Source organism: Streptomyces sp. NPDC057616, from assembly GCF_042800575.1.
In the GTDB taxonomy this organism is placed as follows: Bacteria; Actinomycetota; Actinomycetes; order Streptomycetales; family Streptomycetaceae; genus Streptomyces.
In genome coordinates this window covers 42,891-55,811 of the sequence record NZ_JBHVGU010000025.1, presented here as the reverse complement: position 1 = coordinate 55,811, position 12,921 = coordinate 42,891, and the positions used below count along the sequence as shown (strand labels likewise).

Genomic DNA, 12,921 nt, shown 5'->3' with positions numbered 1-12,921 from the left:
TCGGCGTCACGTACCTCAGCATCACGCCGCCTCAGAAGAGGAAGTACCGCTGGGCCATGGGCAGTTCGGCGGCGGGCGTCGCCTCCACCAGCTCGCCGTCGATGTGCACGGCGAAACTGTCGGGATCGACCCTCACCTGCGGCCGTGCGTCGTTCTCACGCATGTCCGCCTTGGTCACCCCGCGCGTGGACTCGATCGCGGCGAACCGCTTGCCCAGAGACAGCCGCTCCGGCAGCCCGTCCTCGATCGCGAGCGGTGCCACGAAGTTGACGGAGTTCGCGGCGGGCGCCCGCCCGATCGCCCCGTACATGGGCCGCGGCAGGACCGGCTGCGGCGTCGGGATCGAGGCGTTGGCGTCGCCCATCTGCGCGTACGCGATCTGCCCACCCTTGATGACGAGGTGCGGCTTGACCCCGAAGAACGCCGGCTCCCACAGCACGAGGTCGGCGAGCTTGCCGGTCTCCACCGACCCGATCTCCCGGGCGAGACCCTGCGCGAGCGCGGGGTTGATCGTGTACTTCGCGACGTACCGCCGCACCCGCCGGTTGTCCGCCGCCCCGTCGCCCGGCAGCGCGCCGCGCCGCCGCTTCATCACGTGCGCCGTCTGCCAGGTGCGAAGGACGACTTCGCCCACCCGCCCCATGGCCTGGGAGTCGGAGGAGATGATCGAGATGGCGCCCAGGTCGTGCAGGATGTCCTCCGCGCCGATGGTGGACGGCCGGATCCGCGACTCGGCGAAGGCGAGGTCCTCCGGCACCGCCGGGTTGAGGTGGTGGCACACCATCAGCATGTCGAGGTGTTCCTCGGCGGTGTTGACGGTGAACGGCCGCGTCGGGTTCGTCGAACTCGGCAGCACGTGCGGCTCGGAGACGACGGTCATGATGTCCGGCGCGTGCCCGCCGCCCGCGCCCTCCGTGTGGTACGCGTGGATGCCGCGTCCCGCGATGGCGGCGAGCGTGTCGCCCACGAAACCGGCCTCGTTGAGGGTGTCGGTGTGGATGGCGACCTGGATGCCGGTCTGCTCGGCGACGGTCAGCGAGGCGTCGATGACGGCCGGGGTCGAGCCCCAGTCCTCGTGCAGCTTCAGGCCGAGGGCGCCACCGCGGATCTGCGACAGCATCGCCTCGTGCGAGACGGTGTTGCCCTTGCCGAGGAAGCCGATGTTGAGCGGGTACTGCTCCATCGCCTCCAGCATCCGCGCCAGGTGCCAGGGACCGGGCGTCACGGTGGTCGCCTTCGAGCCCTCGGCCGGGCCGGTTCCGCCGCCCACGAGCGTCGTGATGCCGGCGGACAGCGCCTCGTCGGCGATCTGCGGGCAGATGAAGTGGACGTGCGCGTCGATGGCGCCGGCGGTCAGGATGCGCCCGTTGCCGGCGATGACCTCCGTCTCGGGCCCGATCACCAGGTCGGGGTGGACGCCGTCCATGGTGTCGGGGTTGCCGGCCTTGCCGATGCCGGTGATCCGCCCGTCGCGAAGCCCGACGTCGGCCTTGACGATGCCCCAGTGGTCGACGATGACCGCACCCGTGATGACCGTGTCCGGGGTGCCGTCCGCGCGCGTGGCACGCGACTGGCCCATGGACTCGCGGATGACCTTGCCGCCGCCGAACACCGCCTCGTCACCGGCGAGTCCGGGCCCGCCGCAGCGATCCTCGTCGATCTCGATCAGCAGGTCGGTGTCGGCGAGCCGGATGCGGTCGCCGGTGGTGGGTCCGAACAGGTCGGCGTACGCGGCGCGCGAGATCTCAGGCATCGAGGGCACCTCCGGTCTCCCCGCGCAGCCCGGGCACCACACGGGCACCCGTGAGCGGGACGAGTTCCACCTCGACGGGGATGCCGGGCTCGAAGCGCACGGCCGTACCGGCCGGGATGTTGAGCCGCAGGCCGCGCGCGGCGGCGCGGTCGAAGTCCAGACCGGGGTTGGCCTCGGCGAAGTGGTAGTGGGAGCCGACCTGGACGGGCCGGTCGGCGGCGTTGAGGACGGTCAGCCGGGTGACCTCGCGGCCCTCGTTGAAGACGACGGGCTCGTCCGCGAACAGGATCTCGCCGGGAATCATCGAGGCCCCCTCAGACGATCGGGTCGTGGACGGTGACGAGCTTGGTGCCGTCCGGGAAGGTCGCCTCCACCTGGACGTCGTGGATCATCTCGGGGATGCCCTCCATGACGTCCTCGCGGGTGAGCAACTTGCGCCCGGAGGCCATGAGTTCGGCGACCGTACGGCCGTCACGCGCGCCTTCGAGGATGTGCGAGGTGATGAGCGCGACCGCTTCGGGGTGGTTGAGCTTCAGCCCGCGGGCCCGGCGCTTCTCGGCGACGTCGGCCGCGACGTGGATCAGCAGCCTCTCTTGCTCGTGCGGGGTCAGTTGCACGTCCCACCTCACAGTCCTCGCCCGGACCGTGCGGGGTCCGGTTGCCGCAGCCCCGGGGCAAAGTCCCTGGTGGCGTGGATCGGAGGCTAGTTGGGCCGGGTTTCGGCCACGTTAACCGGACTGTGATCCGGAGTGCCGCTCCCGCACGCTCATCAGCCCCCTGAGTCCTTCCCGCAGGATCTCGGCCGGCGCGGGTCCGAACAGGGCCTGCTGCGCGAGGAATCCCATCGCGGCGGCCATCATGGTGCGCGCCACGTGGTCGGGGGTCACGTCCGGGCGCATCATCCCGGCGTCCTGGTAGGCCTCGACGATGCGCGCCCAGGTCTGCTGCACCACGCCGTAGCCCTCGCGCAGGAGCGACGCCAGCTCCTCGTTGCGGAGCGTCTCCGTCCACACCTGGACGACCAGGCGCGGGAACGCGGGCCGCCCGTCCACGGTGACCGACTCCTTGGTGGCGAGCACCCGGCTGAGCACCGAGGCGACCAGGTCGTCCGGCGGCGGGGGCGGGGTGCTGCGGGCCGCCTCCTCGAAGCCCTCGTGGACCTGGCCGAGCACCTCGCCGACGATCGCGGCGATGAGCGCGTCCTTGCCGCTGAAGTAGCGGTACACCGCGCCGGCCGACAGGTCGACCTCCTTCAGCACGTCCTGCATGGACGTGGCATGGAAGCCGTTGCGGGCGAAGCACACGGCGGCGCCGTCGAGGATCTGCCGGCGGCGGGCGTCGAGGTGTTCCTGGGATACGCGGGCCATGGCCCCCAAAGTAAAACGAACATTCCTTCTTGACAAGCCCCGGCATCCGCAGGACGGTGGTGACACCACTAAAACGAACGATCCTTCTTTTTAAGACCCACCGCCCACCACCCACCGCCACCCGCTCCCCGGAGAGGAACCCATGTCCCCCGCATCCGCTACCCCCGCACGGACCCACACCCGCCGCCTGATCGCGATCGCCGTGCTCGTCCCGGCCCTGGCCGCGCTGGCCCTGTGGGCCTTCGCCTGGCCGGCCGCCCGCACCGCTCCCCGCGACCTGCCGCTCGGCGTCGCGGGGCCCACCGCCGCCACCGCGCAGATGGAGCAGCAACTGACACGGCACAGGGGCGCCTTCGAGATCCACCGCTACGCCGACGAGGCCGCCGCCCGGGACGCGATCGAGGACCGGACCGTATACGGCGCGGTCGTGGTGACCACTCACGGCCCGGAACTGCTGACCGCGTCCGCCGCGAGCCCGGTGGTGGCGCAGATGCTCCAGCAGGCGGTGGCGCAGCAGGCGTCGGCCACCGGCACCCCGGTGAAGACCGTCGACGTCGTAGCCGCCCCGGCCAAGGACCCGCGCGGCGCGGCCCTCACCTCCAGCGTGCTGCCGCTCGCCCTGGCCGGGATCGCGGCCGGCTCGGTGGTGACCCTGCTCGGACTGCGCGGCCTGCGCGCCGTGGCCGCCCTGGTGGCCGCCGGCGCCCTGACCGGCATGGCCGCGGCGGGCATCACGCACAGCTGGCTCGGGGTGCTCACCGGTGACTGGTGGACGGAGGCGGGCGTGCTGGGCCTCGCGACGCTCGCCGTGAGCGCCGCCGTCGCCGGGCTGGCCGCACTCCTCGGCAACGCCGGCGTCGGGGTCGCCGCGGGCGTGGTGATGCTGTTCGGCAACCCGTTCTCCGGCGCCTCCTCGGCCCCGCAGATGCTGCCCGACCCGGTCGGCACGATCGGCCAGTGGCTGCCGCCGGGTGCCGGCACCTCCCTGCTGCGCTCGGTGTCGTTCTTCGACGGCGCCGCGGCGACCGGCCCCGCGCTGACGCTCACCTGGTGGGCCGCGCTCGGCCTGGGTGCCGTACTGCTCGGCAGCGCGCTGCGGGGACGGACGAGGTCCGCCTCCCCGGCCGCCGAGCGGGAGCTCGCGCCGGTCGGCTGACCGCACGCACCGGCCGCACACGACCGACCGTGCACCCCCGCTGTAGCGGACGGGGGTGCACGGTCTTCTCGTCTCTGCGGGGGCTGCCCGGCCCCGGGCGGGGTACCCCGTGTCCCTACGAGGGGTTCGGGCCCCGGTGCTCGGCGGCGATGCCGAACCGCCGCCGTTCACGGGGAGCGGAACCAACCTCGCGCACCCGGGAGACGGCGCTGATCACCTGCTCCTCCGCGGGCTCGTCGAGCGCGTCGAGTCGCTCCAGGTCGGCGGCGGAGACCAGGGCGACGAGGGGCTTTCCGTGGCGCGTCACGACGACGCGCTCGTTGCCGTACACCACCCGGTTGATCAGGTCGGCGAGCTCAGCCCTGGCTTGCGTCACCGGAATCTCGTAGGCCATACCCCCATCATAACGTCATGTACGTCCTGTACATTTTTTACAGAGACAGCTCCGCGAGAGACCGCTCCGTGAGAGACAGCTCTGCCGTGAGGAGGGGTATGCCATGACCCGACCGTCCGCCCGCTACGTCCTGCCCGAGTTCACCGAGCGCACCGGTGCCGGGCACAAGACGATGGATCCGTACTCGAAGCTGCTGGAGGAGCGGATCGTCTTCCTCGGCACGCCGATCGACGACACGTCGGCGAACGACGTAATGGCGCAGTTCATGCACCTCGAGTACCAGGACCCGGACCGCGACATCTCGCTCTACATCAACTCCCCCGGCGGCTCCTTCACGGCCATGTCCGCGATCTACGACACCATGCGCTTCGTCGGGTGCGACGTGGAGACGATCTGCATGGGGCAGGCGGGGTCGTCCGCGGCGGTGCTGCTCGCGGCCGGCACGCCCGGCAAGCGGCTCGCGCTGCCGGGCGCGCGCGTGATGATCCATCAGCCGGCCCTGTACGAACCGGTCCAGGGCCAGGCCAGCGATCTCGCCATCCAGGCCGACGAGATGACACGGACGCGGGACCGCCTCGAGGAGATGCTCGTCCGGCACACCGGGCGCAGCCACGAGCAGGTGAGCGCCGACATCGAGCGCGACCACGTCCTCGACGCCCAAGGGGCGCTGGAGTACGGACTGGTGGACCGCATCGTCACCAGCCGTAAGGCCACCCTCGCCCCGCCCACCGGGCGGTGAGCGACCGGTGCTGCCACCCGAACTGCCGCCGCTGCCCGCCCTCACGCGCGCCGAGGGCGAGTTGATCGACCGTTACCTCGACGTCGTCGACCTGCTCGGACGCATCAATCCGGCGCGCCACGGAGACACCTACCGCGGGCTGCGGGCCGCGCAGGCGCTGGTCGGCAAGGCCGTCGAGCTGCGCGACGCGCTGGCGCTGATGCACCAGCGCGGCGAGACCGAGGTGCACGCGCCGACACTGGTCCGCGCCCTGCGGGTGCTGGACGGCGAGCGGCGTACGGCGCGGGTCACGGTGCCCGCACACCCCGACAGTTGACGCACGCTCGGACGGCCCGGACACCGCGCTTCGACGGCGAGGTGTCCGGACCGGCCTCTAAACGGACCAAATGAGGTACCGCCTTTTGGAGTAGACACAGGTCCAATTTTTCGACCGCCCAAGTTGCGCAACGCGCGTGCCCTCAGGGCGGAATGGAGCGTTCCGCCGCTGGTCCGAGGCTCGTCCGGGCCCTCAACACCTGTTCGAACACAGGGGTGTCCACCCGAACGGGCGAGTGGTGAGTAACAACACAAATCCCCGGTTCCATTGGGATTTTCGGACATCGGTAGGCGAAGATCCCTGTCTGACGACAAGCCCCCGCCGCAGCGGCGGGGCGATCCGGGCGGACGCCGAGTCCTGCCGCCGCGCGGATGACTGGTCGACAGGAGTGGATCGGCAGGAGTGGAGGACCCAAGCACGACGGGTCGCCGGAACGGTCACGCCATGGCCGGGTCGAGCAGCCCTTGGGGTGAAGCCGCGTCAGCGGCCGGGCAACTTCGCCAGCCCGAATCCGACAGGTCATCCTTCACAGGCGGCTGACGAAGGGTTGCGCATGACTGCGCTCAATCGTGTCCCGTCGCTCATGGTCCGGGCCGGTACGGCTTCGGCTCTCACCATTGCCGCAGTGGGCGGCTCCATCGTGGTCCCGGGTGTCGCCTCCGACGCCGCGGCCGCCACGCCGGCGACGAAGGCACTTCAGATCGCGGCCTCCAAAAAGGGTTCCCCGTACAAGTGGGGCGCCATAGGGCCGCGCCGGTTCGACTGCTCCGGGCTCACGCTGTACTCGTTCAAGAAGGCGGGCAAGAAGCTGCCCCGCACGGCGGCCCAGCAGTACAACCGGACCCACCACATCTCCGCGAGGAGCCGCAAGGCCGGAGACCTCGTGTTCTTCCACTCGGGCTCCAGCGTCTACCACGTGGGCATCTACGCGGGGAAGGGGAAGATCTGGCACGCGCCGAAGACGGGCGATGTCGTGAAACTGCAGAAGATCTGGACGAAGAGCGTCTGGTACGGCCGGGTCAGCTGACTCTCCCGCGGGGACGGCGGCGACCTGACACGCCGCCGTCCCCGCGGGGCCTGACCCGGGCTCGGCGGGATACCCGTAGGACATGTCCGAGCACCGTCGCTGTACCGCGCGCAACGAGACGCCGCTCGAGCGCGCCGACCGCAACTTCGTCGAGCTGCTGCAGGAGCTGCGCGTCGTCCAGACCGGGGTCCAGATCCTCTTCGCCTTCCTGCTGAGCCTGGCCTTCACCCAGCGCTTCCCGTCGCTCGACGCGCTCCAGCGCGGCACGTACGTCATCACGCTGCTGCTCACGGTCCTCGCGGCCGCGCTGTTCACCGCGCCCGCCGCGCTGCACCGCTCGCTCTTCCGGCGCGGCGCCAAGCCGCACATCGTGCAGGTCTCGTCGAGGCTCGCCACGGTCGGCATGGGTGTGCTGATGTTCGCCTTCACCGGATCGGTGCTGCTGGTGGTCGATGTGACGACGCACAGCCGCGCCGCGGGGGCGGCCGCGGGTGCCGCGACCCTCTGCGTGTGCCTCGGACTGTGGGGACTGCTGCCCCGGCTGGTGCGCCGTGCCGCCGCGTCCGACTGAGCCCAGCCGCTCCGCTACGGCTCCTGCTGCCCTCCTGCCGTCACGGGCTCCGCCGGGGCGGTCCACGGCAGTTCGATGGAGACCGTCTTGCCGCCCTCCCTGGTGGGCCGAACCCGCAGCCGTCCGCCGCACTCCGCAGCCAGCCAGCGGATGATCACCATGCCCCGGCCGTTGTCCTGCTGGACGGCGGCGGGCAGCCGCTTCGGGAAGCGGGGGTGGGAGTCCGTGACACCGATGCGCAGCTCCTCGTCACGGTGGAGCTGGATGTCCACCGTGAAGGTGGGTGACTGCCCGAAGGTGTGCTGTACGGCGTTGGTGGCCAGTTCGGAGACGATCAGCCGGACGGTCTCGGCGGTGTCGCTGCTCGCTGGAAGCCCCCACTCCGCGAGCGTGTCGACGACGTAGCCGCGGGCCGCGGAGACCGAGGCGGGCTCGCTCGGCAGAGTGACGGATGCTTCCAGATGGTCTGCCATGGCGCGGTCGTCCCTTTCCCACGGGGCCGGAGTCCGACACGGAGCGGATGGTTCGAGTACGGTCCCGGACTGGTGCTTCGTCGCCAGACTGCCATTACTGCGCCTGTCACGGGTGGCGATCCACCAAGATATGCATATATCTGTCGCTCGATGCGGTGAACTCTGCGACGGGAGACCGTATTTGGGTGGCCCGGAAGGAGTAAGGAGTAGCGCATGCAGCACGGTCCCGCGGTGCGCCGCCGGAAGCTGGGCGCCGAATTGCGTGAGTTGCGCGCGAGTGCGGGGCTCACCAGTGGTGAGGCGGCCCGGCTCGCGGGCTGGCACCAGTCGAAGGTGAGCCGCATCGAAACCGGCGCCAGCGGGGTGAAACCGGCCGATGTGCGGTTACTTCTCGACGTCTACGCCGTCTCCGACGCCCAACTGCGGGAGTTGCTGCTGGTGTTGGCGGGGTCCGACGAGAGCGGCGGCCGGCACCACTGGTGGCACGCCTATCGCGGGGTGCTGCCGCCCACCTACCGCGACTTCATCAGCCTGGAGTCCCAGGCGAGCGCGATGAGCACGCTGGAGACGTCCGTGGTGCCCGGTCTGCTCCAGACGCCCGATTACGCACGCGCGGTGACCAGGGCGGCGGTCGGCGGGCTGGAGGACGCCGATCTCGACGCGCTGGTCGAGGTCCGGCTGGCCAGGCAGGACGTTCTGCGCTCGGACCGGCCGCTGAGCCTGAGCGCGGTGCTGGACGAGGCGGTGCTGCGCCGGGAGGTCGGTGGCCCCGACGTCATGGCGCTTCAGCTGCGGCGCCTGCTGGACACGGCGCATCTGCCTCAAGTGCGGCTGCAGGTACTGCCGTTCGCCGCCGGTGCGCATGTCGGCGTCACGGGGCCTTTCGTAATCTTCTCGTTTTCGAGCACTTCTGATCTGGACGTGGTTGTTCTCGACCACTTGACGAGTAGCCTCTACCTCGAACGGAAAGAAGACCTCCGGGCTTACAGCGAGGCCTTCAAGGACCTCCAGTCCCACGCCCTTTCGCCCGAGGACTCGTTGGATTACATCGCCGCGATAGGTGACGGCGCGTAAGGAGGCACCATGTCTGCACCTCCTCGGCACGTTCCTTCCAGTACCGATCTGCACGGTGTGCGGTGGCTGCGCAGCAGCTACAGCACCGGAGCGAACAACTGCGTCGAAACGGCGCGACCCTGTTCCGGGCCCCTGGCCGGGCTGCTCGCCGTGCGCGACTCCAAGGACCCGAGCGGTCCCGCCCTGCTCTTCTCCCCCGAGAGCTGGACGGACTTCACGGCCGCAGTCGTGTCCTGACCATTTCTGATCAGTCCTGATCAGTCCTGCATCGCGCGGTACACGGCCGTGTCACGCCGACTCATGGTCGCGTCTCGCCGATCACCAGGACAGCGCGTTCGATCTCTGCCCCGGTCAGGTCCGCACGGGCGGTCAGCCTCAGCCGTGAGATGCCGTCGGGCACGGAAGGAGGACGGAAGCACCCCACGGCGAGGCCGGCCGTACGGCAGTCGGCCGCCCACTGCACGGCCTGTTCCGGGGAGGGCGCGCGCACCGAGACCACCGCGGCGTCCGGGCGTACCGCCTCATGACCCGCGGCGCTCAGCCGTGCGTGCAGCTCGGCGGCCACCGAGCGCGCCCGTGCCGCCCGCTGCGGCTCGCGGCGCAGCAGCCGCAGGGCCGCGAGGGCAGCGCCCGCAGCGGCGGGTGCGAGTCCCGTGTCGAAGATGAACGTCCGGGCCGCGTTGACGAGATGGTCGATGACCTTGGCGGGACCGAGGACGGCTCCACCCTGGCTGCCGAGCGACTTGGACAGCGTGACCGTGACGACGAGGTCGTCCGCGCCCGCGAGTCCCGCGGCGTCCGCGGCACCCCGGCCGCCCTCGCCCAGGACGCCCAGGCCGTGGGCGTCGTCCACCAGCAGTCCCGCGCCGCGCTCACGGCAGGCGGCGGCCAGTTCGGCCAGCGGGGCGGCGTCACCGTCGACCGAGAAGACGGTGTCCGACACCACGACGGCCGGGCCCTCGTGCGTCCGCAGCGCCTTGCGCACGGCCTCCGGGTCGGCGTGCCCGACCACCTGCTTGGCGCCCCGGGCCAGCCGGCAGCCGTCGATGAGGGAGGCGTGGTTGCCCGCGTCGGAGACGATCAGCGAACCGTGCGGCGCCAGCGTGGCGACCGCGGCGAGGTTGGCGGCGTAGCCGGAGGAGAAGACCAGGGCCGCCTCGAAGCCGCAGAAGTCCGCCAGCTCGCGCTCCAGCTCGGTGTGCAGCTCGGTCGTGCCGGTGACCAGCCGGGACCCGGTCGCGCCGCCGCCCCAGGTCCGCGCCGCCGCGGCCGCGCCCTCGGTGACCTCGGGGTGGCGGGCCAGACCCAGGTAGTCGTTGCTCGCGAGATCGAGGAGCGGGGAGCCGGACGGACGCGGCCGCAGGGTCCGTACGAGTCCGGCGCGACGGCGCTGGCGCGCCTGTTCGTCGATCCAGCCGAACGCCATGACTCCTCCGGGACTTTTGTAGGCAGTGGACAGACACTAGCCGGACGGGCGCCACCCCATGATGTGGCAATACACACACGACGAAGTGACTCTCTTGTTCCTTCTCTCCTTGGCCCGGAGCGGGTCGGTAGGACAGGATCGGCTCTCATGGACCTGCTGAACACGCTGGTGGACAAGGGGCTTCGGCGCGAGCTGCCGACCCGCGAGGAAGCTCTGGCCGTTCTCGCCACTTCGGACGACGACGTGCTCGACGTGGTGGCCGCGGCCGGGAAGGTGCGCCGGAAGTGGTTCGGCCGACGGGTGAAACTCAACTATCTCGTCAACCTCAAGTCGGGCCTGTGTCCCGAGGACTGCTCGTACTGCTCGCAGCGCCTGGGCTCCAAGGCCGACATCCTCAAGTACACCTGGCTCAAGCCCGAGCAGGCCTCGCAGGCCGCCGCCGCGGGACTGGCCGGCGGCGCCAAGCGGGTGTGCCTGGTGGCCTCCGGGCGCGGTCCGACCGACCGGGACATCGACCGGGTCGCGGGCACCATCAAGGCGATCAAGGACGGCAACGAGGGCGTCGAGGTGTGCGCCTGTCTCGGCCTGCTCTCCGACGGCCAGGCCGAGCGGCTGCGTGAGGCGGGCGCGGACGCCTACAACCACAACCTGAACACGTCCGAGGCGACGTACGGGGACATCACGACCACCCACACGTACGCCGACCGGGTGGACACGGTGTCCAAGGCGCACGCCGCCGGGCTGTCCGCCTGCTCGGGTCTGATCGCCGGCATGGGCGAGAGCGACGAGGACCTGGTGGACGTCGTCTTCTCGCTGCGCGAGCTGGACCCGGACTCGGTGCCGGTGAACTTCCTGATCCCGATGGAGGGCACCCCGCTGGCCACGGAGTGGCACCTCACCCCGCAGCGCTGCCTGCGCATCCTGGCGATGGTGCGGTTCGTGTGCCCGGACGTCGAGGTGCGCATCGCGGGCGGCCGCGAGGTGCATCTGCGCACGATGCAGCCGCTCGCGCTGCACCTCGCCAACTCGATCTTCCTCGGCGACTACCTCACCAGCGAGGGGCAGGCGGGCAGGACCGACCTGGAGATGATCGCGGACGCCGGGTTCGAGGTGGAGGGCGCCGGAGAGGTGACGCTGCCGGAGCACCGGGCGACGGCGGGCGGCGGCTGCGGCTCCCACGCCGGCGCCGGCTGCGAGTCCCACGAGGACGCCGGGTGCGGGTCGCACGAGGGCGGCGGCGTGTGCGGTACGGCCGCGGCCGTGCCCGCTGCCAACGAGCTGCGTTCCGACCTGGTCGCCGTACGCCGCCGCGGTGCCGGAACGGACCTCGCGCCCAATGCCTGACCTGCCCGTCCCCGAGCTGCTGGAGCTGGACCGGCGGCATGTGTGGCATCCGTACGGCCCCATGCCCGGCCGGGCCGAACCGCTCGTCGTGGAGTCGGCGAGCGGGGTGCGGCTGCGGCTGCGGCTGGCGGACGGCTCGGGCGAGCTGGTCGACGGGATGTCGTCCTGGTGGTCGGCGATCCACGGCTACAACCACCCGGTGCTCAACGAGGCCGCGCGCGAGCAGCTGGGGCGGATGAGCCATGTGATGTTCGGCGGGCTCACGCACGAGCCCGCCGTCCGGCTCGCGAAGCTCCTTGTCGACATGTCGCCCGATGGTCTGGAGCATGTCTTCCTCGCCGACTCGGGATCGGTGTCGGTCGAGGTCGCGGTCAAGATGTGCCTGCAGTACTGGCGTTCGCTGGGCCGGCCCGCCAAGCGGCGGCTGCTGACCTGGCGCGGCGGTTACCACGGCGACACCTGGCAGCCGATGTCGGTGTGCGACCCCGAGGGCGGGATGCACGAGCTGTGGACCGGAGTGCTGCCCCGGCAGGTGTTCGTGGACGCTCCCCCGGCCGCGTACGAGGAGTCGTACGCCGAGCAGTTGCGGTCGGCGATCGAGCGGCACGCGGACGAGCTGGCCGCGGTGATCGTCGAGCCGGTGGTGCAGGGCGCGGGCGGGATGCGGTTCCACTCCCCCGCCTATCTGCGGGTCCTGCGCGAGGCGTGCGACGCGCACGACGTGCTGCTGGTGTTCGACGAGATCGCGACCGGGTTCGGCCGCACGGGCTCGCTGTTCGCGGCGGGGCACGCGGCCGTGACGCCGGACGTGATGTGCGTCGGCAAGGCGCTCACCGGCGGCTACCTCACCATGGCGGCGACGCTGTGCACGCCGAAGGTGGCCGACGGCATCTCGCAGGGCGAGGTGCCGGTTCTGGCCCACGGCCCGACCTTCATGGGCAACCCGCTCGCCGCGTCCGTCGCCTGCGCCTCGATCGAGCTGCTGCTCGGCCAGGACTGGCTCGGCGAGGTCAAGCGGATCGAGGCGGGGCTGCGGGCGGGACTGGCGCCGGCCCTGGAGCTGCCGGGCGTGCGGGACGTACGCGTCCTCGGCGCCATCGGCGTCGTCCAGCTGGACCACGCGGTCGACATGAAGGCCGCGACGGAGGCGGCCGTACGCGAAGGCGTGTGGCTGCGGCCCTTCCGCGACCTGATCTACACGATGCCGCCGTACGTCACCGGGGACGCCGACGTGGCACGGATCGCGCGCGCGGTGTGCGCGGCGGCGCGGGAAGGATGAAC

Annotated in this window: 16 protein-coding genes and 1 riboswitch; of the genes, 9 read left to right on the top strand and 7 right to left on the bottom strand. The window is 71.1% G+C overall.

What is annotated here, in order from left to right:
* Window positions 1–31: 31 nt before the first annotated feature.
* From ACFU97_RS28845 to ACFU97_RS28830, 4 genes are all read right to left on the bottom strand, one after another.
* Window positions 32–1,753, bottom strand: coding sequence for an urease subunit alpha (locus ACFU97_RS28845; RefSeq protein WP_384262195.1), 1,722 nt, complete (start codon window positions 1,751–1,753; stop codon window positions 32–34).
* Window positions 1,746–2,057, bottom strand: a complete 312-nt coding sequence (locus ACFU97_RS28840; protein ID WP_384262192.1) for an urease subunit beta — start codon at window positions 2,055–2,057, stop codon at window positions 1,746–1,748. The genes ACFU97_RS28845 and ACFU97_RS28840 overlap by 8 nt, the downstream gene beginning before the upstream one ends.
* Before the next feature lie 10 nt (window positions 2,058–2,067).
* Window positions 2,068–2,370, bottom strand: coding sequence for an urease subunit gamma (locus ACFU97_RS28835; RefSeq protein ID WP_384262189.1), 303 nt, complete (start codon window positions 2,368–2,370; stop codon window positions 2,068–2,070).
* A gap of 111 nt (window positions 2,371–2,481) precedes the next feature.
* Window positions 2,482–3,120: a TetR/AcrR family transcriptional regulator gene (locus ACFU97_RS28830; RefSeq protein WP_384262186.1), complete on the bottom strand. Its 639-nt coding sequence runs from the start codon at window positions 3,118–3,120 to the stop codon at window positions 2,482–2,484.
* Window positions 3,121–3,262: 142 nt separating this feature from the next.
* Here ACFU97_RS28830 and ACFU97_RS28825 point away from each other — a divergent pair, with 142 nt between their 5' ends.
* Entirely contained in the window at window positions 3,263–4,276 is a 1,014-nt protein-coding gene (locus ACFU97_RS28825) for an ABC transporter permease (RefSeq protein WP_384262184.1), read from the top strand.
* A 115-nt stretch (window positions 4,277–4,391) separates the two neighbouring features.
* Here ACFU97_RS28825 and ACFU97_RS28820 read toward each other — a convergent pair whose 3' ends face one another.
* On the bottom strand, window positions 4,392–4,670 hold the full coding sequence (locus ACFU97_RS28820; RefSeq protein ID WP_384262182.1) for a type II toxin-antitoxin system Phd/YefM family antitoxin: 279 nt from the start codon (window positions 4,668–4,670) through the stop codon (window positions 4,392–4,394).
* Between the two features lie 103 nt (window positions 4,671–4,773).
* On the opposite strand from ACFU97_RS28820, the gene ACFU97_RS28815 reads away from it, so the two are divergent.
* The 4 genes from ACFU97_RS28815 (at window position 4,774) to ACFU97_RS28800 (ending at window position 7,323) form a co-directional block, all read left to right on the top strand.
* Entirely contained in the window at window positions 4,774–5,409 is a 636-nt protein-coding gene (locus ACFU97_RS28815) for an ATP-dependent Clp protease proteolytic subunit (RefSeq protein ID WP_384262179.1), read from the top strand.
* Window positions 5,410–5,416: 7 nt separating this feature from the next.
* Window positions 5,417–5,725 (top strand): hypothetical protein, encoded by a 309-nt coding sequence (locus tag ACFU97_RS28810; RefSeq protein ID WP_384262177.1) that lies wholly within the window; start codon window positions 5,417–5,419, stop codon window positions 5,723–5,725.
* Window positions 5,726–6,063: 338 nt separating this feature from the next.
* Window positions 6,064–6,275: riboswitch (cyclic di-AMP (ydaO/yuaA leader) on the top strand.
* Window positions 6,276–6,278: 3 nt separating this feature from the next.
* Entirely contained in the window at window positions 6,279–6,752 is a 474-nt protein-coding gene (locus ACFU97_RS28805) for a C40 family peptidase (RefSeq protein WP_384262174.1), read from the top strand.
* Between the two features lie 82 nt (window positions 6,753–6,834).
* Complete coding sequence (locus ACFU97_RS28800) at window positions 6,835–7,323, top strand: DUF6328 family protein (protein ID WP_384262172.1); 489 nt, start codon at window positions 6,835–6,837, stop codon at window positions 7,321–7,323.
* A 14-nt stretch (window positions 7,324–7,337) separates the two neighbouring features.
* On the opposite strand, the gene ACFU97_RS28795 is transcribed toward ACFU97_RS28800, so the two are convergent.
* Window positions 7,338–7,796 carry an ATP-binding protein gene (locus ACFU97_RS28795; protein ID WP_384262171.1) on the bottom strand — a complete coding sequence of 153 codons (459 nt, stop codon included), beginning with the start codon at window positions 7,794–7,796 and terminating at the stop codon, window positions 7,338–7,340.
* A gap of 213 nt (window positions 7,797–8,009) precedes the next feature.
* Here ACFU97_RS28795 and ACFU97_RS28790 point away from each other — a divergent pair, with 213 nt between their 5' ends.
* The gene (locus ACFU97_RS28790) at window positions 8,010–8,870 is read left to right on the top strand and encodes a helix-turn-helix domain-containing protein (protein WP_384262168.1); all 861 of its coding nucleotides are present in this window, start codon (window positions 8,010–8,012) and stop codon (window positions 8,868–8,870) included.
* Window positions 8,871–8,879: 9 nt separating this feature from the next.
* Window positions 8,880–9,107, top strand: coding sequence for a DUF397 domain-containing protein (locus ACFU97_RS28785; protein WP_384262166.1), 228 nt, complete (start codon window positions 8,880–8,882; stop codon window positions 9,105–9,107).
* Window positions 9,108–9,168: 61 nt separating this feature from the next.
* Here ACFU97_RS28785 and ACFU97_RS28780 read toward each other — a convergent pair whose 3' ends face one another.
* The gene (locus ACFU97_RS28780; protein WP_384262164.1) at window positions 9,169–10,296 is read right to left on the bottom strand and encodes an 8-amino-7-oxononanoate synthase; all 1,128 of its coding nucleotides are present in this window, start codon (window positions 10,294–10,296) and stop codon (window positions 9,169–9,171) included.
* Window positions 10,297–10,443: 147 nt separating this feature from the next.
* On the opposite strand from ACFU97_RS28780, the gene bioB reads away from it, so the two are divergent.
* On the top strand, window positions 10,444–11,640 hold the full coding sequence (gene bioB, locus ACFU97_RS28775) for a biotin synthase BioB (protein WP_384262162.1): 1,197 nt from the start codon (window positions 10,444–10,446) through the stop codon (window positions 11,638–11,640).
* On the top strand, window positions 11,633–12,919 hold the full coding sequence (locus ACFU97_RS28770) for an adenosylmethionine--8-amino-7-oxononanoate transaminase (protein WP_384262159.1): 1,287 nt from the start codon (window positions 11,633–11,635) through the stop codon (window positions 12,917–12,919). The genes bioB and ACFU97_RS28770 overlap by 8 nt, the downstream gene beginning before the upstream one ends.
* The last annotated feature ends 2 nt before the right edge of the window (window positions 12,920–12,921 follow it).